The 20748-nt window shown below is 72.3% G+C and carries 21 protein-coding genes; 8 read left to right on the top strand and 13 right to left on the bottom strand.

All coding sequences use genetic code 11. The features are described 5' to 3' along the window. Positions 1–18 precede the first annotated feature (18 nt). Both J2S42_RS36945 and J2S42_RS36940 read right to left on the bottom strand, forming a co-directional pair. Positions 19–795, bottom strand: a complete 777-nt coding sequence (locus J2S42_RS36945) for a TetR/AcrR family transcriptional regulator (RefSeq protein ID WP_307246915.1) — start codon at positions 793–795, stop codon at positions 19–21. 118 nt (positions 796–913) lie between these two features. After that, positions 914–1741: a hypothetical protein gene (locus J2S42_RS36940; RefSeq protein ID WP_307246913.1), complete on the bottom strand. Its 828-nt coding sequence runs from the start codon at positions 1739–1741 to the stop codon at positions 914–916. A 149-nt stretch (positions 1742–1890) separates the two neighbouring features. Between J2S42_RS36940 and J2S42_RS36935 the strand changes: the two genes are divergently transcribed. Together J2S42_RS36935 and J2S42_RS36930 are read left to right on the top strand one after the other, a co-directional pair. Continuing rightward, complete coding sequence (locus J2S42_RS36935) at positions 1891–2670, top strand: RNA ligase family protein (protein WP_307249242.1); 780 nt, start codon at positions 1891–1893, stop codon at positions 2668–2670. Next, positions 2660–3787, top strand: a complete 1128-nt coding sequence (locus tag J2S42_RS36930; RefSeq protein ID WP_307246911.1) for an AAA family ATPase — start codon at positions 2660–2662, stop codon at positions 3785–3787. Before J2S42_RS36935 ends, J2S42_RS36930 begins: the two co-directional genes overlap by 11 nt. A gap of 140 nt (positions 3788–3927) precedes the next feature. Here the strand turns inward: J2S42_RS36930 and J2S42_RS36925 are convergent, their stop codons facing one another. From J2S42_RS36925 to J2S42_RS36885, 9 genes are all read right to left on the bottom strand, one after another. After that, positions 3928–5832: a Xaa-Pro dipeptidyl-peptidase gene (locus J2S42_RS36925; RefSeq protein ID WP_307246909.1), complete on the bottom strand. Its 1905-nt coding sequence runs from the start codon at positions 5830–5832 to the stop codon at positions 3928–3930. A gap of 37 nt (positions 5833–5869) precedes the next feature. Then, positions 5870–6757: an STM4011 family radical SAM protein gene (locus tag J2S42_RS36920; RefSeq protein WP_307246907.1), complete on the bottom strand. Its 888-nt coding sequence runs from the start codon at positions 6755–6757 to the stop codon at positions 5870–5872. Further along, positions 6754–8040, bottom strand: coding sequence for an STM4012 family radical SAM protein (locus J2S42_RS36915; RefSeq protein WP_307246905.1), 1287 nt, complete (start codon positions 8038–8040; stop codon positions 6754–6756). Before J2S42_RS36915 ends, J2S42_RS36920 begins: the two co-directional genes overlap by 4 nt. Continuing rightward, complete coding sequence (locus J2S42_RS36910; protein WP_307246903.1) at positions 8037–8822, bottom strand: STM4013/SEN3800 family hydrolase; 786 nt, start codon at positions 8820–8822, stop codon at positions 8037–8039. Before J2S42_RS36910 ends, J2S42_RS36915 begins: the two co-directional genes overlap by 4 nt. Continuing rightward, the gene (locus J2S42_RS36905) at positions 8810–9841 is read right to left on the bottom strand and encodes an STM4014 family protein (RefSeq protein WP_307246901.1); all 1032 of its coding nucleotides are present in this window, start codon (positions 9839–9841) and stop codon (positions 8810–8812) included. The genes J2S42_RS36910 and J2S42_RS36905 overlap by 13 nt, the downstream gene beginning before the upstream one ends. Before the next feature lie 2 nt (positions 9842–9843). Further along, the gene (locus tag J2S42_RS36900; protein WP_307246899.1) at positions 9844–10773 is read right to left on the bottom strand and encodes an STM4015 family protein; all 930 of its coding nucleotides are present in this window, start codon (positions 10771–10773) and stop codon (positions 9844–9846) included. Between the two features lie 119 nt (positions 10774–10892). Then, positions 10893–11738, bottom strand: coding sequence for an ATP-binding protein (locus J2S42_RS36895; RefSeq protein ID WP_307246897.1), 846 nt, complete (start codon positions 11736–11738; stop codon positions 10893–10895). 154 nt (positions 11739–11892) lie between these two features. Then, the gene (locus J2S42_RS36890; protein WP_307246895.1) at positions 11893–12075 is read right to left on the bottom strand and encodes a DUF397 domain-containing protein; all 183 of its coding nucleotides are present in this window, start codon (positions 12073–12075) and stop codon (positions 11893–11895) included. Between the two features lie 4 nt (positions 12076–12079). Next, the gene (locus J2S42_RS36885; RefSeq protein WP_307246893.1) at positions 12080–13009 is read right to left on the bottom strand and encodes a helix-turn-helix domain-containing protein; all 930 of its coding nucleotides are present in this window, start codon (positions 13007–13009) and stop codon (positions 12080–12082) included. A gap of 131 nt (positions 13010–13140) precedes the next feature. Between J2S42_RS36885 and J2S42_RS36880 the strand changes: the two genes are divergently transcribed. Both J2S42_RS36880 and pgi read left to right on the top strand, forming a co-directional pair. Next, positions 13141–13494, top strand: a complete 354-nt coding sequence (locus J2S42_RS36880; RefSeq protein ID WP_307246891.1) for a hypothetical protein — start codon at positions 13141–13143, stop codon at positions 13492–13494. An 84-nt stretch (positions 13495–13578) separates the two neighbouring features. Then, positions 13579–15213: a glucose-6-phosphate isomerase gene (gene pgi, locus J2S42_RS36875; RefSeq protein ID WP_307246889.1), complete on the top strand. Its 1635-nt coding sequence runs from the start codon at positions 13579–13581 to the stop codon at positions 15211–15213. Between the two features lie 53 nt (positions 15214–15266). Here pgi and J2S42_RS36870 read toward each other — a convergent pair whose 3' ends face one another. Continuing rightward, complete coding sequence (locus tag J2S42_RS36870; protein ID WP_307246887.1) at positions 15267–15563, bottom strand: hypothetical protein; 297 nt, start codon at positions 15561–15563, stop codon at positions 15267–15269. 139 nt (positions 15564–15702) lie between these two features. Between J2S42_RS36870 and J2S42_RS36865 the strand changes: the two genes are divergently transcribed. The 3 genes from J2S42_RS36865 to J2S42_RS36855 all read left to right on the top strand — a co-directional run bounded on the left by J2S42_RS36865 (position 15703) and on the right by J2S42_RS36855 (position 17967). Further along, positions 15703–16602, top strand: a complete 900-nt coding sequence (locus J2S42_RS36865) for a DUF1996 domain-containing protein (protein ID WP_307246885.1) — start codon at positions 15703–15705, stop codon at positions 16600–16602. 97 nt (positions 16603–16699) lie between these two features. Then, the gene (locus tag J2S42_RS36860; protein WP_307246884.1) at positions 16700–17275 is read left to right on the top strand and encodes a sigma-70 family RNA polymerase sigma factor; all 576 of its coding nucleotides are present in this window, start codon (positions 16700–16702) and stop codon (positions 17273–17275) included. Continuing rightward, a complete protein-coding gene (locus J2S42_RS36855; RefSeq protein WP_307246882.1) occupies positions 17272–17967 on the top strand; it encodes an anti-sigma factor family protein in 696 nt (231 codons plus the stop codon). The genes J2S42_RS36860 and J2S42_RS36855 overlap by 4 nt, the downstream gene beginning before the upstream one ends. 31 nt (positions 17968–17998) lie before the next feature. Here the strand turns inward: J2S42_RS36855 and J2S42_RS36850 are convergent, their stop codons facing one another. Next, complete coding sequence (locus tag J2S42_RS36850; protein ID WP_307246880.1) at positions 17999–18661, bottom strand: (2Fe-2S)-binding protein; 663 nt, start codon at positions 18659–18661, stop codon at positions 17999–18001. A 106-nt stretch (positions 18662–18767) separates the two neighbouring features. Here J2S42_RS36850 and J2S42_RS36845 point away from each other — a divergent pair, with 106 nt between their 5' ends. Continuing rightward, complete coding sequence (locus tag J2S42_RS36845) at positions 18768–20627, top strand: sensor domain-containing diguanylate cyclase (protein ID WP_307246878.1); 1860 nt, start codon at positions 18768–18770, stop codon at positions 20625–20627. Positions 20628–20748: the final 121 nt, after the last annotated feature.

Genomic DNA, 20748 nt, shown 5'->3' with positions numbered 1-20748 from the left:
GCCGCGATCGTCCGGAACTTAGCCGACCGCGACCGGTTCCTTCGTCTCGATCATGTCGGCGCTGTCCGCACCGCGGGAACCGGTACCGTCCGCATCCGTGCCATCCGCATCCGTGCCATCCGCATCCGTGCCATCCGCATCCGTGCCGTCCGCACCCGTGCCGCCGGCCTCCGTGCCGCCCTCGCCGCGGGGACCGGTCAGGCCGTAGAGCAGCAGGCCGGTGAGCGTGTCCACGATCTCCTCCTCGGTGACCCTGGGCGCGAACTCGCCGGCGGTGAGCAGCGCGTAGCCGAACATCGACAGCATCGCGCCCATCGCGGCCGCCACCATCTCCGGCGAACCGGGCAGCGGATGGCCCCGCTCGGCCAGCGCCTCCAGGTGCTGCTTGAGCAGCTCGGTGTCCTCCAGCAGCGTCCGCCAGCCGCGGCCGGCCGCCAGGTTGTCCGTCATCGCCGACTGCATCAGCGCCACCACCACCGGCAGGTGGTCGCGGAGCACGATCCAGGCGGTGCCGATGTGCGCGCGCAGTTGGGCGCGGTCGGTCAGGTCGTGCTCCTCCGGGTGCGCCTCCTCCGCGATCGTCGCGTCCGCGTGCGCGTTCATGTCCGCGACCAGCGCCTGGAGCAGCTCCTCCTTGCTGGCGAAATGGTCGTAGAACGACCCGGTGGCCCGCCCGGCCGTGGTCGTGATGTCGGTGATCTTCGTGTTCAGGTATCCCTGTTCCGCGAAGAGCTGCCGCGCCGCCGTCTTCAACGCCGCCTCGGTCTCCGCCGCCTTGATCTGCCGCACGCCCACGGGCCCCGCTCCTTCGCCTCGGTCTTCCTGATCAGGATGAGACCCGCTACGGCGAACAGCAATTCGCCGAACTGGCGTTTCCGCAGGTCAGCCTTCCAGGGAGGGCGTGCAGCCGCGGTCAGGCGAAGTGGACGGTGCCGAACTCGCCACTGGAGCCACCGGCGGAGCGGCGGAGCGCGCCGCCATCGATCCGGCCGGGCAGCTGCCGGCCGAGCGCGGTGCCGTCCAGCAGCCGGGCCACCAGGTACGGGTCGTAGCCGGTGAAGTAGCCGAGCAGCCAGTCACCGTACCCGGGAAGATCGTAGTAGGGCTGCTGGCCGCCGGGCCCGATCACCGAACGCACGGCCGCGGAGCGGCCCGCGGAGATGCGCGTGTAGTCGGCCTCGCACACCGGGATGCGGCGCGGCACACCGCCGGTCGGTGCCCAGGTCACCTCGGCCGCGGCCGGCCCGTGCGCGGGATCGCACAGGCACGGCGGCGCGTCCGCCGGCGCGGATCGTCCGGTGCCGATCGCCGCCGCGCGGGCCAGGTGCCGGCCCGCGGAGGCGAGCGCGCCGGTCGCGGCGCGCAGGTGCTCGCGGCCCTCCGGCACGGTGCGCCACAGGTGCGCCTCCGTGGTGGCCTCGCGCAGCTTGTCCGCGACCCGGTCCAGTTCGGCCTTGACGCCGAGATCGACCACGCCGGTCCGGGCCGCGCTGAGCCGTGCGTTGAGCGCGGTCACGTCCGCCTCGAGGATCGTGCCGAGCATGGCGCCCGCGGCCACGTTCTCGTCGGCGAGCAGGCCGGCGCCCGCGTACTCCGGGGTCTCGGTCGTCGCGGCCACCGCCCGGGCCGCCGCCAGCAGCGCACGCTCGCGCCGCAGGGCCTGCAACGTCACCAGCCCGACGACCATGAAGCCACACGAGGCGAGGGCGAGCGCCAGGGCCACCCAGACATACATCGGCACCCCTGAGTTCTACTGGCACCTGGATGATCCGACAGTCAGGTATCGGACTTTCGTACCAGAAATGGAATGGATCTATGCTTTTGGGAATCCCGGCCGGACCGTAATCCCGTGGCCGCACGGCCGTGCCCACCTGTACAAATACGACCGTGATGGTCAAGTATCCACGCACCCCGCACCTGGCGGGCTCCCGCCTCCAGCCGGGCGACGAGGATCTGTCCCAGACGCCGTTCGCGGCACTGCGCGGCCGGCATCTCGTCGTCGAGGAGAAGCTCGACGGCGCGAACGCGGCGATCAGCTTCGACGCGGGCGGCACGCTCCGGCTCCAGTCGCGCGGCCACTACCTGACCGGCGGCCCTCGCGAGCGCCAGTTCGCCCCGCTGAAGTCCTGGGCGGCCACGGTCGCGCCGGCGCTCCGGCCGGTCCTGACCGACCGTTTCGTGCTGTACGGCGAGTGGCTCTACGCCAAGCACACCGTCTTCTACGACGCGCTGCCGCACTGGTTCTGCGAGTTCGACATCCTGGACCGGGCGACCGGCGCATTCCTGTCGACCGGCGCCCGGCACGCCATGCTGGCCGGGACGCCGGTGGTCAGCGTGCCCGTGCTGCGCTCCGGCACGTTCTCCTCGCCGGCCGAGCTGACCGCCCTCGCCGGACCGTCGACGGTACGGACACCGGACTGGCGCGAATCGCTGCGCGCGGCCGCGCTGGAGGCCGGTGTCGACCCCGGCCGCGCGCTGGCCGAGACCGACCCCGGCGACGACATGGAAGGCCTCTACCTCAAGGACGAACAGGACGGCCGGGTGGTCGCTCGCTACAAATGGGTCCGGGCCGGCTTCCTCCAGGCCGTGCTGGACTCCGGCTCGCATTGGGCGGACCGGCCGATCGTGGCGAACCGGCTCGCCGACCCGGCGGTGATGTATGCGGTCTGACTGGACGGTGTTCGCCGCGCTGTGCCCGGCCGCTCCGTCGTGGAGCGTGCCGTGGTCGCGGATCGTCGCGGAGTTCGACTGGATCCGGCGCCTCGAGGGCGTGCCGCAGGACCCGGTGCACCACGGCGAGGGCGACGTGCTCACCCACACGTTCATGGCCGCGACCGCGCTGGCGGCACAACCGGAGTGGCGGGCACTGCCGGAGGACGAACGGGTGCGGCTGTTCGCGGCCGTGCTGCTGCACGACGTGGCCAAGCCGGACTGCACCGCCTCCGACGACGTCGGCCGGATCACCGCGCACGGCCACTCGCGGCGCGGCGACCTGGCCGCCCGCCGCATCCTGTGGGAACTGGGCGCACCCCGGGACTGGCGGGAACACGTAGCCGCGCTGGTCCGGCACCATCAGGTGCCGTTCTGGGCGCTGGAACGGCCGGACCTGGAACAGATCGTGCTGCGGGCCGGCCTGGTCACCCGCAACCGCGACCTGGCCATGCTGGCCGTCGCGGACATCACCGGCCGGATCTGCGCCGACCTGGACCTCGTGCTGGAGAACATCGCGCTGTTCCGGGATTACTGCGCGGACCTCGGCGTCCTCGACACGCCGTGGCCGTTCGCGTCCGACCACGCCCGGTTCATGTACTTCCGCACCCCCGGCCGCGACCCGCGCTACGCCGCCTACGACGACACGCGCTGCACCATGACCGTCCTGTCCGGACTCCCCGGCGTCGGCAAGGACACGTGGGTGTCCGCGCACGCCGGCGACCGGCCGGTGGTCAGCCTGGACGCGATCCGCGCCCGGCTCGGCGTGTCCCCGTCCGGCGGCCAGCGCGCGGTGGCGGCCGCCGCGTACGAGGAGGCGCGCGTGCACCTGCGCGCCCGGCGTGACTTCGTCTGGAACGCCACCAACGTCTCCCGGCAGCACCGCGACCTGTGCATCGGTCTCGGCGCCGCCTACCACGCGCGGATCGAGATCGTCGCGCTGGAGGCCACCCGCGACGTGGTGCACCGGCAGAACGCCGGCCGGGCCGCACCGGTTCCCGCCGCGGTCATCGACCGTCTGACAGGCAAGTGGGAGGCGCCGGACCTCACCGAGGCACACTCGGTGCTCACCGCCTGATCGAGAGGTGCTCACCGCCTGATCGAGAGGTGCTCACCGCCTGATCGAGAGGCCGACCCGCCCGGTCCGGTGGCACCGGGTTCCCCGGCGCCCGCGTCCGGCAGCCGTAGCGGCGACGGCTGCCGGACGCGGAGCGCGGGTCAGCGGAGCGGAACCACCGGGGTGTTGTCGGTGGCGCGGCGTTCGGCGGCGCCCGGGAGCGTGGTCGTGGTGATGCTCTGCGGCGTCGTGGGGGCGGTGACGGCGGCGCCGGTGGCCGGGAGCGTGAGCGTGCTGCGGCCGGCGTCGAGCGTGACCGTGGCGTTCTGGTCGTTCGTGACCGTGAACTGCGGATCAGACTGGCCGATCACCAGGCCGAGGACGTGTCCGGCGGGAACCGTCACGTCGTAGGTGTTCAGCGGTACGGTCACGTCGTACCAGCGGCCCGGTTCCAGCGGTGTGGTGAAGCGCAGAGAACGGTAGTGGGCCGCGTCGGCCCAGCCGCGGGTCAGGACCGCGTGGTCGGCGGTGGCGGTCACCTCGGTGGTGTCCAGGTAGCAGGCGTCGTCGGTGGCGGTGGCGGCGCCCCAGCAGGACTCGGTGGCCAGGTTGACCACGCCCTCGGAGCGGAAGTGGTCGACGCGGGTGCCGGTGCCGTAGTCGACGAGGCGGGCGGACAGGGCGGCGGTCGGCTTGTCGACCTGGATCCGGAGCGTCACGGACGGCTCGCCGGAGATGCGCAGCGGTGCGGTCAGCGGCGCGGACAGGAACGCGACACGGCCGGGCACGACCGCGGTCGGGTTCGCCACCAGCGCATCCTCGCGCAGCGACTCGTCCGTGAACGTCTTCGTCACGCCGCGGCCCTTGGCGCCGGCGCCGAGCGTACCGTCGCCGAGCGGCAGCGACCGGTCGCGGACGCCGCGCGCCGGCCAGTCACGCTCGTCCGTCCAGACGCCGGGTGCGGTCTCCAGCGTGGCGCGCGGCTCGCGGTCGATGCCGTTGCGCAGGCCGTGCAGCTCGTGGTCGAACCAGCGGTGCAGCGTGCGCACCCACTCGGCGCGGCGCACGTCGAACGGGTCCTCGTGGCCGGCCTGGAACAGCCACAGCTTGCGCTCCACGCCGTGCTTCGCCAGCGCGTCCCACCACAGCCCGAACTGGCCGGTGCTGACGTTCTTGTCGTTGACGCCGTGCGCGATGAACACGCTGGCCCGCACGTTGCGGGCGGCGGTGCGGTAGTCGCGCTCGGCCCAGTGCGCCGTGAAGTCGCCGGTGGTCTCGCCGCTGGCCGCGCGCATCGCGGCCAGCTCGTCCGCGCACGCCTCGGCCGGGCGGCCGTTCACGTAGGAGTGCAGGTACCGCACGTACTCCCGGGTGCGCAGGATGCCGTTGTAGCGCTGGTAGTCGTACCAGCTGGAGATCGCGCCGATCGGGACGATCGTCTCCAGGCCGCGCACGCCGGTCGCGGCGACGCCGTTGGCCACCGAACCGTCCCAGGACTTGCCGATCATGCCGACCTTGCCGGTGGTCCAGGACGCGGTGACCCGCGCACCGGACGCGTCGAACGCGGTGCCCCGGCCGTTCAGCCAGTCGATCACGGCCTTCGCGCTCGCCACCTCGGCGGGGCCGCCGACGTCCTCGCAGCCGGTGGAGCGGGCGGTGCCGGACAGGTCGACGCCGACGAACGCGTAACCGCGCGGCACGAAGTAGTTGTCGTAGTAGAGCGGCATCAGCGAGACCGTGCCGTCCGCCGCGTACTCCTTCAGCTCGGACTCGTTGCCGCGGCCGCAGCACGCGTAGTACGGGGACGCCTCCATCACGACCGGGACGCGCGTCCGTGCCTCGCGTGGCCGGACGATGTCGGCGGCGATCCGGTCGCGGGCGCCGTCACCGTCGGAGTCGAGCGGCGACTCCACCCACACGGTCTCGCGGATCGCGGTGCCGTAGTCGTACACCGGGATCGTCTCGGTGCCGCGCACGTGCCGGGGGCCGCCGGCGGACGCGGGCGACACCGCTCCGGCGACGGCGGCGAGCGTCGCCACCAGGATCACCGCGGATCGACGTAACATGCGTTCTCCCTGTTCGAGGGGCTGAGCTACGAGCATGTTAGTGCGTGTAAATACTTCCCCGGGTAAATTCTTCGGCCCTGTGGACAACCCGCTCCATCAGCCCGTCGCGGTAGACGTCGCGCAGGCCGAGCGGCTTCAGGTGCACGTACCCGATGTGGCAGTCACACGCGACGTTCGGACAGGTCCGTGGCTTGAGCGCGGCCCGCCACGTACCGTCGTAGAGGTTTCCGATCGCGCCGTCGACGAAGTGGCAGCGGCGCACCGTGCCGTCGCCGAGCACGGAGATCGCGGTCTCCCCGGCGTGACAGGGCAGGCCGCGGGACGGGTGCGGGCGCACGCTGTCGCCGAAGCGCGGGTCGAGCGCGGTCCACGCCGCCTCCTCGTCCGCGGTGTAGACGTGCCCGTCCGCCGCGTTCACCCACAGGTAGACGTGCGGCGGCAGCAGCGCGCGCAGTGCCCGCGCCTCGTCCAGGTGCGCCGGCAGGCCGACGACGCCGACCGAGTAGCGGACGCCGAGCGCGTCCAGCTCGCGGCACCGCGCCAGGAACCGGTCCCGGCCGACCTGACCCGGGTGGTACGTCGTCCACAGTGCCGCGGTGTCCCGGTCCGCGTCCGCGAGCCAGCCGGTACGGGCGGCCAGGTTCGTCTGGATCGCGACCCGGTCCACGTGCGGCAGGTGTGACAGCCGGGTGATCGTCTCCCGGTACCAGCTCCGGGTCAGCCCCTCACCCCACGGCGTGAACAGGATCGACAGCCGCCGGTCGATGGTCGCCGCCACCCAGTCCGCGAACCGGTGCAGCGCCGCCCGGTCCGCGCGCAGCAGCTCCGGCGGGTCGACCCGCTTCGCGAACGGGCAGTACGGACAGTCGTAGTTGCAGCTGGTCAGCGGCCCGCGGTACAGCACGTACAGCGCCGGTCCGCTCATCGCAACGCGAACCCGTCCATCGCCGCGCGCACCTCCCCGGACACCAGCCACGGGCCGATCGCATCCGACCACGCCAGGCCCTCCGCGGTCAGCCGGGACCGGCCCGGCTCCAGCCAGCCGCGCTCGACCAGCGTCGCCAGCTGCGGGAAGTCGTCCGCGTGCGACGTGCCGAACCGCGCCCGGTAGTCCGCCGCCGCCACCCCGTCCGCGCGCAGCAGCGACTTCAGCAGCCACCGCCGCCGCTGCTCGGACCGATCCAGCCGATAGCCGAACTCGGCGAACCGGAAGTCGTCGTCCGGCCGGGCGAGGTAGTCGTCCAGCACCGCGCGCACCTCACCGACCGTGACCGCGTAGTCGAACGAGTAGTGCAGCGACGTCGTATACGACCGGGCGCCGCAGCCGAGCCCGACCATGCCGTCGTCCTGGCAGCAGTAGTCCGGCCCGTCGTCGGCCGGCACGTCCGCCCGCCGGAACTGCCGCATCGACAGCCGGGTGTAGCCCGCGCCGGTCAGCACGTCCACCGCCTGCCGGTAGAGCGCCATCCGCTGCCCGTCCCAGTCGGCGCGGGACGACGCCCGCCGGCCGAGCCCGGTCAGCGGGCGCACGTACAGCGGGTAGAGGTACAGCTCCTCCGGCCGCCAGGCCAGCGCCGCGTCCAGGCTCCGCCGCCAGGTCTGCGCGGTCTGCCCGTCGATGCCGTAGATCAGGTCGATGTTCAGCACCGGGATCGCCGCCTCCCGGATCGCGCCGAGCGCGGCCTCCACCTCGGTGCGGCGCTGCGGGCGCCCGGCCGCGCGCGCCTCCGCGTCGAGGAAGCTCTGCACGCCGATGCTGACCCGCGTGGTCCCGTGCCCGGCCAGCACGGCCAGCCGGTCCGGCGTGGCGGTCGCGGGCGACGTCTCCACCGACAGCGGCACGCCGTGGCTGCCGACGATGTCGAACAACTCCACGAGTTCCGGCGCGGTCAGGTAGGTCGGCGTGCCACCGCCGATCGCCAGCCGGGCGAACCGCGCGCCCGGCGCGAGCGCCTCCCGCACCGCCCGCGTCTGCGCCCGCAGCCGGCCGAGGTAGGCGGTGACCTGCTCGCCGGCCGGGTTGGACCGGGTGAACAGGTTGCAGAAGCCGCAGCGCATCTCGCAGAACGGCACGTGCACGTACCCGAAGAGCGCGTCCTGCCGCTCCCCCGCCCACACGTCCGCCAGCGCCGGCCGCGGGTCGAACCGGCGATAGGCGGTCTTGTGCGGGTACGCGTACAGATATCCCTGGTACGGCGAGTCGGTCACAGCGTGAACTCCCCGTACGGCACGGTCCACACGGCCTCGTGCGCGACCCGGTGTCCCACGTGCCCGTCCTCGCCGTAGAGCGTGCCGTGGTCGGAACAGACGATCACCCGGCACGGCCGGCCCCGGCCGCCGGCCAGCGCGAAAATCCGCTCCAGCGCCCGGTCCGCGTACTCCAGCGCGGCCGCGTGGCTGTCCATCGTGTCCTCCTCCGCACCCGGCAGGTAGTGCCGGTTCGGCTGGTGCATCGCCGCCACGTTGACGAACGTGAACAGCGGCCGGTCCGCCGGCAGCCCGGCGACGATCCCGGCGAGCCGGTCCGCCTGCGCGTCCACGCAGCCGGGCGCGGTCACGCCGAACGACGGCTCCCAGTGCGCCTCCGCGAACAGGCCGGGCAGCACCCGGCCGAGCGGCGCGCCCGGGTTGAAGAAGCCGACGCCGCCCAGGCAGACCGTGTGGTAGCCGGCGTCCGCGAGCGCGCCCGGCAGGTCCGCCGCGTCGAACACCCAGGTGCCCGGCCCGGTCGTCTCGCTGCCGGCGAACCGGGCCGCGAACGGCCGCTCGTGCCGCCCCGGCGTGACCGGCGTGGGCAGGAACCCGGCGAAGAACGCGTGGTGCGCCGCGTAGGTGAAACTGGCCGGTGAGTGCCGCCGCTCCCAGCCGCCCGGCAGCCGGCGGGCCAGCCCCGGCGTGCGCCCGGCCGCGTGCAGCCGCGCGGCGACGTCGTACCGCAGCGTGTCCAGCGTGACCAGGAGCAGGTCGTGGCCCGGGATCAGACCGCGCACAGCGTCGCCCGGACCTGCGCGGTGTAGGTGTCCTCGCCGCGGTGCAGCACGCCGGGCAGCAGGTCGCCGAACGCGTTGACCTCGGCCACCGCGTGCCGCCGCCAGCCCGCGTGGAACATCAGATCGACACCGGCCGTCAGGGTACGTGGGAACGCCGCACCCACCCGGGCGCACGTCTCCATGGCCGCGTCCCACGCCCGGGCACCGGCCCGCGCCCGGACCTCGGCCACGTCGCCGCGCGCGTTGCCGAGGTGCAGGTTCGTCAGCGGTGACCGGCTGGCCCGCACCACCACGTGCCGCGGCTCACCGGCGATCACGACCACGCGCAGGTCGACCGTGCGCCCGCCCAGCCCCGCCTTCGGGAACCACCGCTCCACGTGCAGCCCGTCACCGGCCAGCGCGTCGACGATCGCGGCGACGTCGGCCTCCCGTTCGTACCGCCGGATGGTCAGGTTGTTGAAGAGGCGCCCGCCGGGGCCGCGCTCGACGCTGGTCACGGCCGCGATCCGGCCGTGCGCGGCGGAGAGCGCGAGCACGCCGGACGCAGACGAGCCGTGCGCCGGCTTCACGAAGACCCGTGCCCAGCCGGCCGCCCGCATCGCCACCCGCAGGCCGTCGTAGCCCGTCACCGCCGGCAGCGCCGCGGGCACCGGCACACCCCGGTCGCGCAGCGTCGCGTGACAGCGCGGCTTGTCGCTCATGGTGAGGATGTCGTCCGGCGCACTGAGCAGCCGGCCGCCGCCGGCCTCGACCCGGCGCAACGCCGCGCCCAGCCGGGTGTGCGCCATCGCCGTCCCGATGATCTCGCCGTGCTCCGCCGGGCCGCGCAGCAGCCGCCCGACCTCGGCGTCCTCGCCCGGCGAGTCGACGCGAACGACCTCGCCGGCCCCCGGGACCGGCCCACCGGTGAGCACGTCACGCCACGCGTGGACGCGCGGCGGCGGCAGGCCGGCGTCGGTCACCGCGCGCGCGAACATCGTGACCCGCCGATTCGTGGGGTTGCCTATCACGGACAGCACGGTCACTCCGAGACCTCGACGTAGCGCCCCCAGTCGCCGCGCGGCTCCTGCCGGTCGGTGACGTCGACGCGCACGCCGGGCAGCGCGTCGACCAGCCGCTGCGCCACCTGCGGGCTCATGAAGTGATGGTGCAGGTCAAGCTCCTCCAGGTGCTCCAGCCCGGCGCCGAGCAGCGACTCCGCGCCCTCGTCACCGAGCGTGCCGAGCGACAGGTCCAGCGCGCGCAGCCGGCCGAGCACCGGCGACTCCGCGACCGCGGCCGCCACCTGGTCCTGCATCTCGCTGTTGCGCAGGCCCAGCGCGGTCAGCCGGGGCCAGCGGGAATCGGCCTCGGCCAGCAGCGGCCGCAGGTCCTCGAGAACGACGTCGCCACCGTACGTCTCGACGCCGAGCCACAGGTGCAGCCGTTCCAGCGCGGGCAGCTCCGACGCGAGCACCGCGCGCAGCAGACGCGCCGGGAGACCGCCGGACTGGATCTCCAGGTCGCGTAGTGCCGGGTGCCGCACGCCCTCGGCGATCGCCAGGTCCTCGGTGCCGCGCACGACCAGCCGCTCCAGCGCGGGATAGGCCGTGAGCAGCGGCGCGATGTCTCGATGCCGGATCCAGGAGATCTCGCACTCCTCGAACGTCAGGTCGCCGAGGAACAACGACCGCAGCCGTGGCATGCGCGGCGCGAGCCGGGTCAGCAGGTCGATCGGCGGCGCCTCCTCGTACGCCCCGCCCCACTGGCCGATCACCAGCGCGACCGGCCCGCCGGCACCGGCCAGCTCCAGCATCGTCTCCATCGCGGCCTCGAACTCGCCCGGCGCGGAGTCGTAGTCGTCGATCTCGACGCGCCAGGCCACCGCGCCCGGATCGTCCGGCCGCACGTCGCTGCCGGACGGCACCACCGGGAGCCCGGCGAACGTGGTCACGTGCGAGTTGATGGTCATAGCGCTCCAGCCGCCGGTGCGATCCCTGTGATCGAACGGACGGTAGCAGCGGGCGCCGACACTTTTCCGCCCGTCGCGGCGGATCGGTCACGGTGTTCGGTGCGGCGGACCGCCCGCCGTCAGGCGGTGCGCAGGCCGAGCACCGGGCGGTGGGACGCGAAGCGGCGGCGCGCGACCGGGCGCCACGAGGCGACCCGGCCCAGGGCCGCGACGGACGCACGGGTACGCCGCCAGCGCCGGCGCGGCACCGCCACGCTCGCCCACACGGCCTTGCCGTCCGGCGCCAGCAGCACGCCGCAGCGTGACGCCGAGCGGGCCACCAGATCCAGCCCGCGGCCGCGTACCGGCAGACCCGGCTCCGGCGCGCTGCCACCGAACCGCGGCAGGTCCGCCGACCGGTCCGCCACCGCGATCCGCAGCTGCCCCCGGTAGTGGCTGACCGTCACGTCGACCGTGGTCCCGGCGTGCTGCACCGCGTTCGACACCAGCTCGGACACGATCAGCTCGCCCGCCTCGACGACCTCCTCACCGAGCGCGCGACGCCGGCAGAACGACCGGACCAGCGCCCGCGCCACCGACGCACCGGAGACCTCCGGCTCCATCCGCACGTGCTCGCGGGCGGCGTGTGCCCGCCGCGCGGGCAGCGCGGTCAGCGCCGCCTTCAGCGTCGGGAACATCGTCACCCGCCCGCGCAGCACCCGCCGCACCGCCACGTTCGGCGCCGACACCACCATCGTTATCCCCGGCCGCCGCGCGTTGCAGAACACCACCGCCGCGTTGAGCAGCGACGCCAGCCGCTTCGACCGCCCGGCCCGGGCACAGTCCACGATCACGAACGGCGGGTGGTGCGCCGTGCACCGCACCAGCGCCCGCCGCAACAGTTCCGCCGACAGCAGGCCCGCCCGCTCCCCCAGCGCCACGACCAGCGCGCCACTCTCCACATGCGCCCGAACGCTGCCCACCACCGCGGCCCACCTCCCGACTACCAGCCTCAGCGCCCTATCTGTGCCCCCGCATCGACCCGCTTACTCCCATCCGCCGTCCGGAAAGTTTCAGGTTCGGTCGACCACAACGAAAAGGCGCGGCCCGAAGACCGCGCCTTTTCGTTCGGGGTCCGGTTCAGACGATCGTCCGCACGAACGCGGTCCATGCCGCACCAGAAACACTCAGACGGTGACCGGACGGATGCTTACTGTCACGAATATCGACAGCATCCTCACCCGCTCGCACCTCGACACAGTCACCCAGCTCGCTCCGCGAGCTCTTGGTCCACCTGCCGCGCGTCAAGATACTTCTGTTCACGAAACTACACACCCATATCCGAGAGAGCCTCAACGATGAGCCTCTCCGAATTACGTGACGACAATGCAACGGAAAGCAACCAACGACCGATCGTCACATACGGAGAAGCCAGATCCCCATCATAGGTCACCGCTCGGTCACGCGTCTCCGAGCAGGCCGTTTCCGACCCGGCGTGAGACCTCAAGATGGCGAAGGACGGTACGACCGGCGGTCCGGCCGGACTATCGAATGACAACACTCGCACATCGACTCCGCGTTCTATGCTGTCGAGCAGCCGGCGAAGCTGAGTCCGCTGAATCTCTCTGCCACCCACAGTCCGTCGCACCACCGACTCGTCTATCACCACGGTGAGCCGAGGCGGACGGGGCCGATCGAGAATCTCCTGCCGGGCGAGCCTGACTTCGATTCTCCGATCAATTTCAGCGGCCGCTATCCCCCACTCGGGAACAGCGGCGTAGCGGTTGAAAAGAGCCCGCATGTACGACTCGGTCTGCAACAGACCGGGGATCACCCGCTCCTGGTACTCGAAGATGGACTCGGCCGAGTCCTCGATGCCGATGAAGACGGCGAACGACTCCGTCACCACGTCACGATAGGCACTCCACCAGGCACGCTCCCGGCCGCTGACGGCCAGTAGTTCGAGACGGTCCCGGCGGGACCCGCCGGTGACGCCATAGACGTCCAGCAGATCGTGCAGTTCCCTCGGCCGGATCCCCACCTTTCCCGACTCCAGCCGGCTGATCCACGAACCGGAGCGGTCGATGGCACGAGCAGCCTGCTCCGCGGTCAGCGCCCGACCCAGCCGAAGCCGACGCAGTTCGGCGCCGAGTGCGCGGCGACGGGCAAGCGGATTGCCACCTGACAGATCGCCAGGTCTCCCATTGCCGGACATCCGAACACCACCTAGCTGTAAAGATGCCGCAAAATCGCTCACGTGAATGGTGCGAATGAAAACTTGCACGTGCGAGTCGCGCCTGCGACCTTGGTTTTCAGAGCACCTTACTTGACCAATACCCGCACGCAGAAGGGGGAACTCTGCGCGCGGAACCGGCCGGGGGAGGAAACATGAGGCCGAGCGAAGCAGGCACCGGGGAACCCGTTCGGGAAGGCGAAGTCGTCGGAGAGCTGACCATCATCAGGGCCGCGGCACCGCGGGCCGGACTGATCGAATTCCTGGATAACCGCTGGCGATTCGCGGAGACCAGTGACGCGAACGCCAAGCGGGCGATCCTGATTCTGATCAGCACCCTGGTGTCCGTCGCCCTTGCCCTGATCATGCTGCTGGCCCTGCTCACCGGCGTCGGGATGCTGCTGGTCGCGTTCGCCGGCCACGTGCCGGCGGCGTTGCTGGCGCTGGTCCCGTTGCTCGGGGCGGGGACCGGGGTGGTGGCGGTGAACGTCTACCGGCGGCGGGGGTAAGGCGCGGCACGTTGTCAACCGTGGCGGGCCGGAGTACGTAAGGATGGAACGACAGACAAACGGCTACACGGGTAGGTCGAGCTGATGAGTGAAACGGTCACGGGCACGTCGCAGTGGCAGGCGCTGCAGGCGCACGCGGAGAAGATCCGTCAGTCGCATCTGCGTGATCTCTTCGCCGGTGACCCCGGCCGCGGGCAGCGGCTGACCGGCCAGGCGGCGGACCTCTACGTCGATTACAGCAAGAACCTCGTCACGGACGAGACGCTCGACCTGCTGCGTGATCTCGCGCGTGCGCAGGACCTAGAGGGCAGGATCGCGGCGATGTTCCGCGGTGACCACATCAACACCTCCGAGGACCGGGCGGTGCTGCACACCGCGCTCCGCCTGCCGCGGGACGCGCAGCTGACCGTGGACGGTCAGGACGTGGTCGCGGACGTGCACGCCACGCTGGACAGGATGGCGGCGTTCGCGGAGAAGGTGCGCGGCGGCGAGTGGCGGGGCGCGACCGGGCAGCGGATCACCACGATCGTGAACATCGGCATCGGCGGCTCCGATCTCGGGCCGGTGATGGCCTACGAGGCGCTCGGCGACTACCGGGACGCGGGCATCACGGCCCGGTTCGTGTCCAACATCGACCCGACCGACCTGGCGGTGAAGACGCAGGATCTGGACCCGGCGTCCACGCTGTTCGTGGTGGTGTCGAAGACGTTCGGCACGCAGGAGACGCTGACCAACGCGCGCGAGGCCCGCACCTGGCTGCTCGGCAAGCTGGGCGTGGACGACAGCGCGGTCGCGAAGCACTTCGTGGCGGTGTCGACGAACGAGAAGCGGGTCGTCGACTTCGGCATCGACCCGGCGAACATGTTCGGCTTCTGGGACTGGGTGGGTGGCCGCTACTCGCTGCCGTCCGCGGTCGGCCTGTCCGTCATGATCACGGTCGGCCCGGACCACTACCGGGACATGCTGGCCGGCTATCACGCGATGGACGAGCACTTCCGGACCGCGCCGCTGGAGCAGAACGTACCGGCCACCCTGGGCCTGCTCAACGTCTGGTACAACAACTTCCTCGGCGTCCAGACGCACGCGGTGCTGCCGTACTCGCAGTACCTGCACCGGTTCGCCGCCTACCTCCAGCAGCTGACCATGGAGAGCCTGGGCAAGTCGGTCACCCGGAGCGGCGAGCCGGTCCAGGCGCAGACCGGTGAGATCTTCTGGGGCGAGCCGGGCACGAACGGCCAGCACGCGTTCTACCAGCTGATCCACCAGGGCACGAAGATGATCCCGGCGGACTTCATCGGCTTCAGCGTGCCGAACCACGACACCGCGGAGATGCACGACCTGTTCATGTCGAACTTCCTGGCCCAGACCGCGGCGCTGGCGTTCGGCCGGACCCGGGAGCAGGTCGAGGCGGAGGGCGTGGACGCGGCCGTGGTCCCGCACAAGATCATGCCGGGTAACCACCCGACCACCACGATCCTCGGCGAGAAGCTGACGCCGTCGACGCTGGGCCAGCTGGTCGCGCTGTACGAGCACATCGTGTTCACCGAGGGCGCGATCTGGGACATCAACCCGTTCGACCAGTGGGGCGTCGAGCTGGGCAAGGTCATGGCCAACCAGCTCGCGCCGCTGCTCACGCAGGAGGCGGCGCCGGCCGGCGACCAGGACTCGTCGACGAACGCGCTGATCGCCCGCTACCGCGCCCAGCGCGGCCGGGCATAACCCGGATCCAGGAACCAGCGGGGGTACGCCGTACCCCCGCTGGTTTCCGCTCGTCAGGCCCGGCGGGTGCGCCGGATGACCACGATCGCGCACGCCACCGCCACCGCGCCGCCGGCCGCGTAGAGCAGCGGGTGTTCGACCCGCACCAGCCCGGGCTGGGCCTCCGCCACGCCCGGCCCCATGCCGAGCCACGGCAGCGCCACCAGCAGCGCGAGCGCACCCACCGCGAGCAGCGCGAACCCGGCGAGCTTCGCGGCGCGGCGCCGCCCGTGACGCACCGGCCCCGCGATGGGCACGACGAGCCCGGGGGCCGTTCGGGGGTCACGGGTGGCGTGCTGCGGAACGGTCATGGTCGGCCTCCGGTCATTCGACGCTTGACGCTAGAACGACCACCGCGGGGATCCGGTTCACACATATTTCCGGCCGATGTCCGGCAGCCGCCACCGCGCTCACGTGCTGTGCCGGACCGCGGCCAATAGAGTGACGACTATGGCCGGGTCGCGCCGCACGGTGTCGCTCGCCGCCGCACTGGCGGTGGAGGTGGCGTTGCTGGCCGGCGCGCTGACCGTAGTCGGCGCGGCCGGCGCCGGGCAGCACGCCGACCGGGTGCCGATCGCGCGGGCGCCCGCTACTGTCGTGATCCCGACAGGACCCGGCCGGTACGTGTTCGACTGCGGCACGAACGCCGAGGCGCACAGAAACACCGCGAACGTCGTGGTCACGCCCGGCGTCGCCGGCCCGGAGCACCACGTGCACGACTATGTCGGCAACCGCTCGACCGGCGTCGACTCGACCGACGCGTCACTGCTGCGCGGCACCACGACCTGCACGAACGGCGACCTCTCCACGATCTACTGGCCGGTGCTGCGGGCCGGCGGCGCACACTCCGCCATCCTGCACCCGGCGTCGGTACGGATGGAGTACCTGGCCGCCGCGACCGGCCCGGTGGTGGCGGCGCCGCGCGGGCTGCGCGCGATGACCGGCGACGCGCGCGCCGCGACCACCGGCACGTCCGGCATCCGCGCCTGGACCTGCGAGGACTCGGAGGACCGGCGGACCGATCGCTATCCGCGCTGCCCGGACGGCCGGGAGGTGCGGCGCGTGTTCGACTTCCCGAGTTGCTGGGACGGCGTGCGAACGGACAGCGCCGGGCATCGCCGGCACCTGAGCTTCGCGGGCCCGGACGGCGCCTGCCCACCGCGCACGTTCGCCGTCCCCCGGTTGCGAGTCACGGTCGGCTACCGTGTGTCCGGCGATTTCACCGTGGACGCGTTCCCTGAGCAGCACCGAAGCCCGCGCACCGACCACGGCATCATGATCAACTTGGCCCCCGAGCCGCTGATGGCCGAGATCGTCGCGTGCCTGAACGCGAACCGCACCTGTCAGTAGAAACTGCTGTGAACCGTTCCCGGAGGCCGGTCGTAGCTCGCGGTGGTGCGGGCCGACGGGTCCTCACCACCACCGACACCTTCTAAGGGGCGACGCGATGGCGATTCTACGGCCGCGCAACCGCCGGACGTCGAGCGACGAGGCGTTGATCAGGTCGTTGTACGAGGAGCACGGCGGCGCTCTGATCGCCTACGCGACGCGGCTGACCGGCGACCGGACCGCCGCGGAGGACGTGCTCCAGGAGACGCTGTTGCGTGCCTGGCGGCACGCACACGAGCTGTCCGAGTCGACCGGCTCCATCCGGGGCTGGCTGTTCACGGTCGCCCGGAACATCATCACGGACCGTGCGCGGGCGAAGTCGGTCCGGCCGACCGAGGTGGCCGAGTCGCCGGTGACCGTGCCGGTCTCCCACGATCACTCCGACCAGGTCGTGGACTCGATCGTCGCGCTGGACGCGCTGGAGACGCTCTCCGAGGAGCACCGCAGCGTGCTCGTGGAGATCTACTTCCGGGGCCGCACCGTCACCGAGACGGCGGAGCATCTGGGAATCCCACCCGGTACGGTGAAGTCCCGATCACACAACGCCATGAAGTCGCTCCGTGAGCACGTCATAGGCAGAAGAGCACAGGCGCCCGGCACGTCCGTCGCGCGAGTGGCGGAGGTGACCCGATGAGTGCCGAGGTCGAGCACAGCCAGCTGATCGGAGCGTACGTCTTGAACACGCTCGAACCCGCTGAGCGCAACGAAGTCGATGCGCACGTGGCGGCGTGCGACACGTGCCGGGCCGAGCTCGCCGAGCTCGAGGCGCTGAAGGAGGCGCTCGGCGAGGTCCCGCCGGAGGCGCTGATGCACGGCCCGCCGGACGCGGACCTGGTGCTGCAGCGCACGCTGCGGCAGATCCGCGCGGAGGAGTCCAGCGGGGCCCGCTGGCAGCGCGGGCTGATGATCGGGGCGGCCGCGCTGGCCCTGATCGCGGCCGTCAGCGGCGGTGTCCTGCTCGGCCGCGGCACCGGCGACCCGGGCGTGACGGCACCGCCGGCCGCGCAGAGCGCACCGGCCGGCACGCGCGTGCGGTCCGGCGTCGACCCGGCCACGAACGTGCGGATGACCGCGACGGTCACGCCCGCGGCCGGCTGGGTCCGGGTGAACGCGGCCGTGGCCGGCATCCCGCCGGGCGAGGACTGCCGGCTGATCGTGGTGTCCGCGGACGGCGACCGGCAGATCGCAGGCGGCTGGATCGTCTCCGAGGCGGCCGAGACCGGCGGCACGAACCTGGACGGCAGCGCCTCGGTCGACCCGGCTCAGGTCACCGCGATCGAGGTGGTCAACACGGCCGGCCGGACGTTCATCAGCCTGCCGATCTGACGCCGGCACCGCGGCTGAGCCGGCAGCGGGCTCAGCCGCGGTGCACACGGGCGATGTCCGGGGGCAGTGGGCAGTCGCCGCAGGTGCCGGCGCCGAGGCGGTAGTAGAGGCAGCAACTGCGCCGGGTGTACGCGTCGCCCGTGCCGAAGTCACCGGCCGTGTCCAGCGGCACGGTGGCGAGCACCGCGTCCCGGATCCGGCGGCAGTGCGCGGGCGGCGCGACGCGGGACAGCTGCCGCATGGTGCCCACGATCCCGGACGCGACGTTCCCCCACAGGAGTCCGTGTGCGGCCGGGGCCGCCATCCGTACCCTTGTGATGATCGTTGAAAGGTGCGCGACCAGCGCGGCGCCGCAGGCGGCCTCGAGACCGGCACCGCGAATTCCGGCGGGTGCGTCGAGCGACAGCCGGAAACCGGTGCCCGGCGCATACGCGCAGCTCACCGCGGTCAGGTCGAGCAGGATACCGGCACGGGTGAGCAGCGCCAGCACCGGGCCGACCAGGCGGGCCGAGTAGCCGAGGACGGTCAGCGACGCGGCGACCCGGGGCTCGTCCGTGCGCGCCCACGCGCCGACCGCGGCGACCACGTCCTCGATCGGTAGCGCGCCGGGCAGCGGCCCGAGACCGATGCCGAAGAACGGGTTGCCGGCGGAGACGCGGGCCACCTCGGCCGCGATCTCGTTCGTCCCGAGCACGCCGGAACCCTAGCAAGGCGCACGCGTACGGCCGAAGCCCTCAGGTCGGCGTCACCGCGCGCGATGATGCGATCACAGTCGAAGCGCTTCGCCGGGGGTTCAGCAGATGGGTACAGGGCAGCGGTCGGTGCGCCGCGCCGCCCTCGGTGATCCGCTCTTCGTCGGCCTGATCGTGTTCTCCGTCCTCGGGACGCTCTGGTACGTGGTGCCGCTCGCGGACATGAACGGCGCGCTGCGGCTGTTCTGGCCCGCGCAGGTCGTGCTGGACGTGACCATCTGCCTCACCTCGTGGCAGATCTGGCGGATGGCCGGCGCGGAACCCACCACCCGGCGGTTCTGGCGGTCGATGGCGCACGCCACCGCGCTGTTCACGGTCGGCGACTCCTGTCAGGCGTTCCTCGCGGCCGGTGCGGACACCCCGGCCGAGGCGATCACCGGCGGCTCGGTGCAGCTCGCGTTCCTGGCCGCCGGCGTCTGCCTGCCGCTGTGGACCATGATCACCCACCCGATCGGCGCGGTGACCCGCGGCGAACGGCTGCGGTTCTGGCTCGACGCGATCATCATCCTGGCCGCGGTCGGCGCGTTCATCTGGGTCTACTCGGTCAGCGCCGCGAACGACGGCGGACTGCCCCGGCTGGCGCTGACCGTGGCCGGTGCGGCCGGCATGCTCATCTGCGCGCTCGGCGTGCTCAAACTCGCGCTCGGCGGGAACCCGCCGTTCACCCGCACCGCGGCCGCGATCGGCATCATCGGCGTCACCACGACCGGCGCCGGCATCGCGGTCGGCGGCGCGTTCACCGATGCCGGCCACTACCACCTGGCGATGGCGGCCAGCTTCGTGCCGTGCGTGCTGATGGCGTTCGCGCCGAAGGTTCAGGAGCTGGGCATGCGGCACGGCGGCGCCACGTCCGGCGCGGTGCGGCGCGAGGGGCGGGTGAGCCTGCTGCCGTACGTCGCGGTCGCCGCCACGTACGCGCTGCTGGTCTCCGTGCTGTGGAGCGCCGAGCTGTCGCCGCGCGCCTGGGGCATCGTGGCCGGTGCCATCCTGATCAGCACGCTCGTCGTCGCGCGCCAGCTCGCCGCGCTCGCCGAGAACCACGCGTTGTTGCACCGGATCGCGCAGCAGGAGGCCCGGTTCCGCGCGCTGGTCCAGCACGCCTCCGACATCACCGTGGTCGCGAACGCGGACGCCGTCGTCACCTATGCCAGTCCCGCGGTGCAGCGTGTGCTCGGCATCTCCCCCGAGGCGCTGACCGGTCGCCCGCTCTCCGCGCTGCTGCACCCGGACGACCTCGGCACGCTCGCGCTCCCGGCCGGCCCGGACGAGGTGCAGACCACCCAGCTGCGGGTACGGCACGCGGACGGCTCCTGGCGCTGGCTCGAGGTGACCCGCACGAACCTGCTGCACGACGAGAACGTGCGCGGCTACATCTGCAACGCGCGGGACGTCACGGACGCACGAGCGTTCCAGGACCAGCTGCGCTTCGACGCGACCCACGACGCGCTCACCGGGCTCGCGAACCGCCTGCTGTTCCACCGCAAGCTCCGCGGCCCGGCACAGCCCGGCGACCCGGACGGCCTGGTCGGCGTGCTCGCCATCGACCTGGACGGCTTCAAGGCGATCAACGACACGCTCGGTCACCACGTCGGCGACGAGGTGCTGGCGCTGGTCGCGGAGCGGCTGCGACGGTGCGTGCGCCCGTACGACACGGTCGCGCGGCTCGGCGGCGACGAGTTCGCGGTCATCCTCTCCCCGACGACCGAGGAGTTCGCCGCCGCCACCGCCGACCGGATCCGCGCCGCCGTCACCCAGGCCGCCGTCATCGACGGCCACCACCTGCAGATCCGGGCCAGCGTGGGGGTCGCGATCGGCACCCGTACCACCGCGGACGGCCTGCTCCGCACCGCGGACGCCGCGATGTACGACGCGAAACGCCGCGGCAAGAGCGCGCTGGCCACCAGCTGACCACCGGTCACGCCGCCGGCTCGGGCAGGTCCTCCGCGAAGAACGGCACGATCCGGTCGAGCATCTCCAGCACCCGGTGGGTCGCGTAGACGCTGACCCACCTCACCGACGTGGCCCAGCG

This window comes from Catenuloplanes indicus, assembly GCF_030813715.1.
Lineage (GTDB): Bacteria > Actinomycetota > Actinomycetes > Mycobacteriales > Micromonosporaceae > Catenuloplanes > Catenuloplanes indicus.
This window is presented reverse-complemented; position numbering and strand designations above follow the sequence as displayed.

Coding starts and splice junctions, on each gene's coding strand:
- J2S42_RS36920 (WP_307246907.1), bottom strand. CDS start 6,757: ATGAGCGGACCGGCGCTGTACGTGCTGTACCGCGGGCCGCTGACCAGC.
- J2S42_RS36935 (WP_307249242.1), top strand. CDS start 1,891: ATGGTCAAGTATCCACGCACCCCGCACCTGGCGGGCTCCCGCCTCCAG.
- J2S42_RS36865 (WP_307246885.1), top strand. CDS start 15,703: ATGGCCGGGTCGCGCCGCACGGTGTCGCTCGCCGCCGCACTGGCGGTG.
- J2S42_RS36900 (WP_307246899.1), bottom strand. CDS start 10,773: ATGACCATCAACTCGCACGTGACCACGTTCGCCGGGCTCCCGGTGGTG.
- J2S42_RS36930 (WP_307246911.1), top strand. CDS start 2,660: ATGCGGTCTGACTGGACGGTGTTCGCCGCGCTGTGCCCGGCCGCTCCG.
- J2S42_RS36860 (WP_307246884.1), top strand. CDS start 16,700: ATGGCGATTCTACGGCCGCGCAACCGCCGGACGTCGAGCGACGAGGCG.
- J2S42_RS36855 (WP_307246882.1), top strand. CDS start 17,272: ATGAGTGCCGAGGTCGAGCACAGCCAGCTGATCGGAGCGTACGTCTTG.
- J2S42_RS36925 (WP_307246909.1), bottom strand. CDS start 5,832: ATGTTACGTCGATCCGCGGTGATCCTGGTGGCGACGCTCGCCGCCGTC.
- J2S42_RS36880 (WP_307246891.1), top strand. CDS start 13,141: ATGAGGCCGAGCGAAGCAGGCACCGGGGAACCCGTTCGGGAAGGCGAA.
- pgi (WP_307246889.1), top strand. CDS start 13,579: ATGAGTGAAACGGTCACGGGCACGTCGCAGTGGCAGGCGCTGCAGGCG.
- J2S42_RS36870 (WP_307246887.1), bottom strand. CDS start 15,563: ATGACCGTTCCGCAGCACGCCACCCGTGACCCCCGAACGGCCCCCGGG.
- J2S42_RS36845 (WP_307246878.1), top strand. CDS start 18,768: ATGGGTACAGGGCAGCGGTCGGTGCGCCGCGCCGCCCTCGGTGATCCG.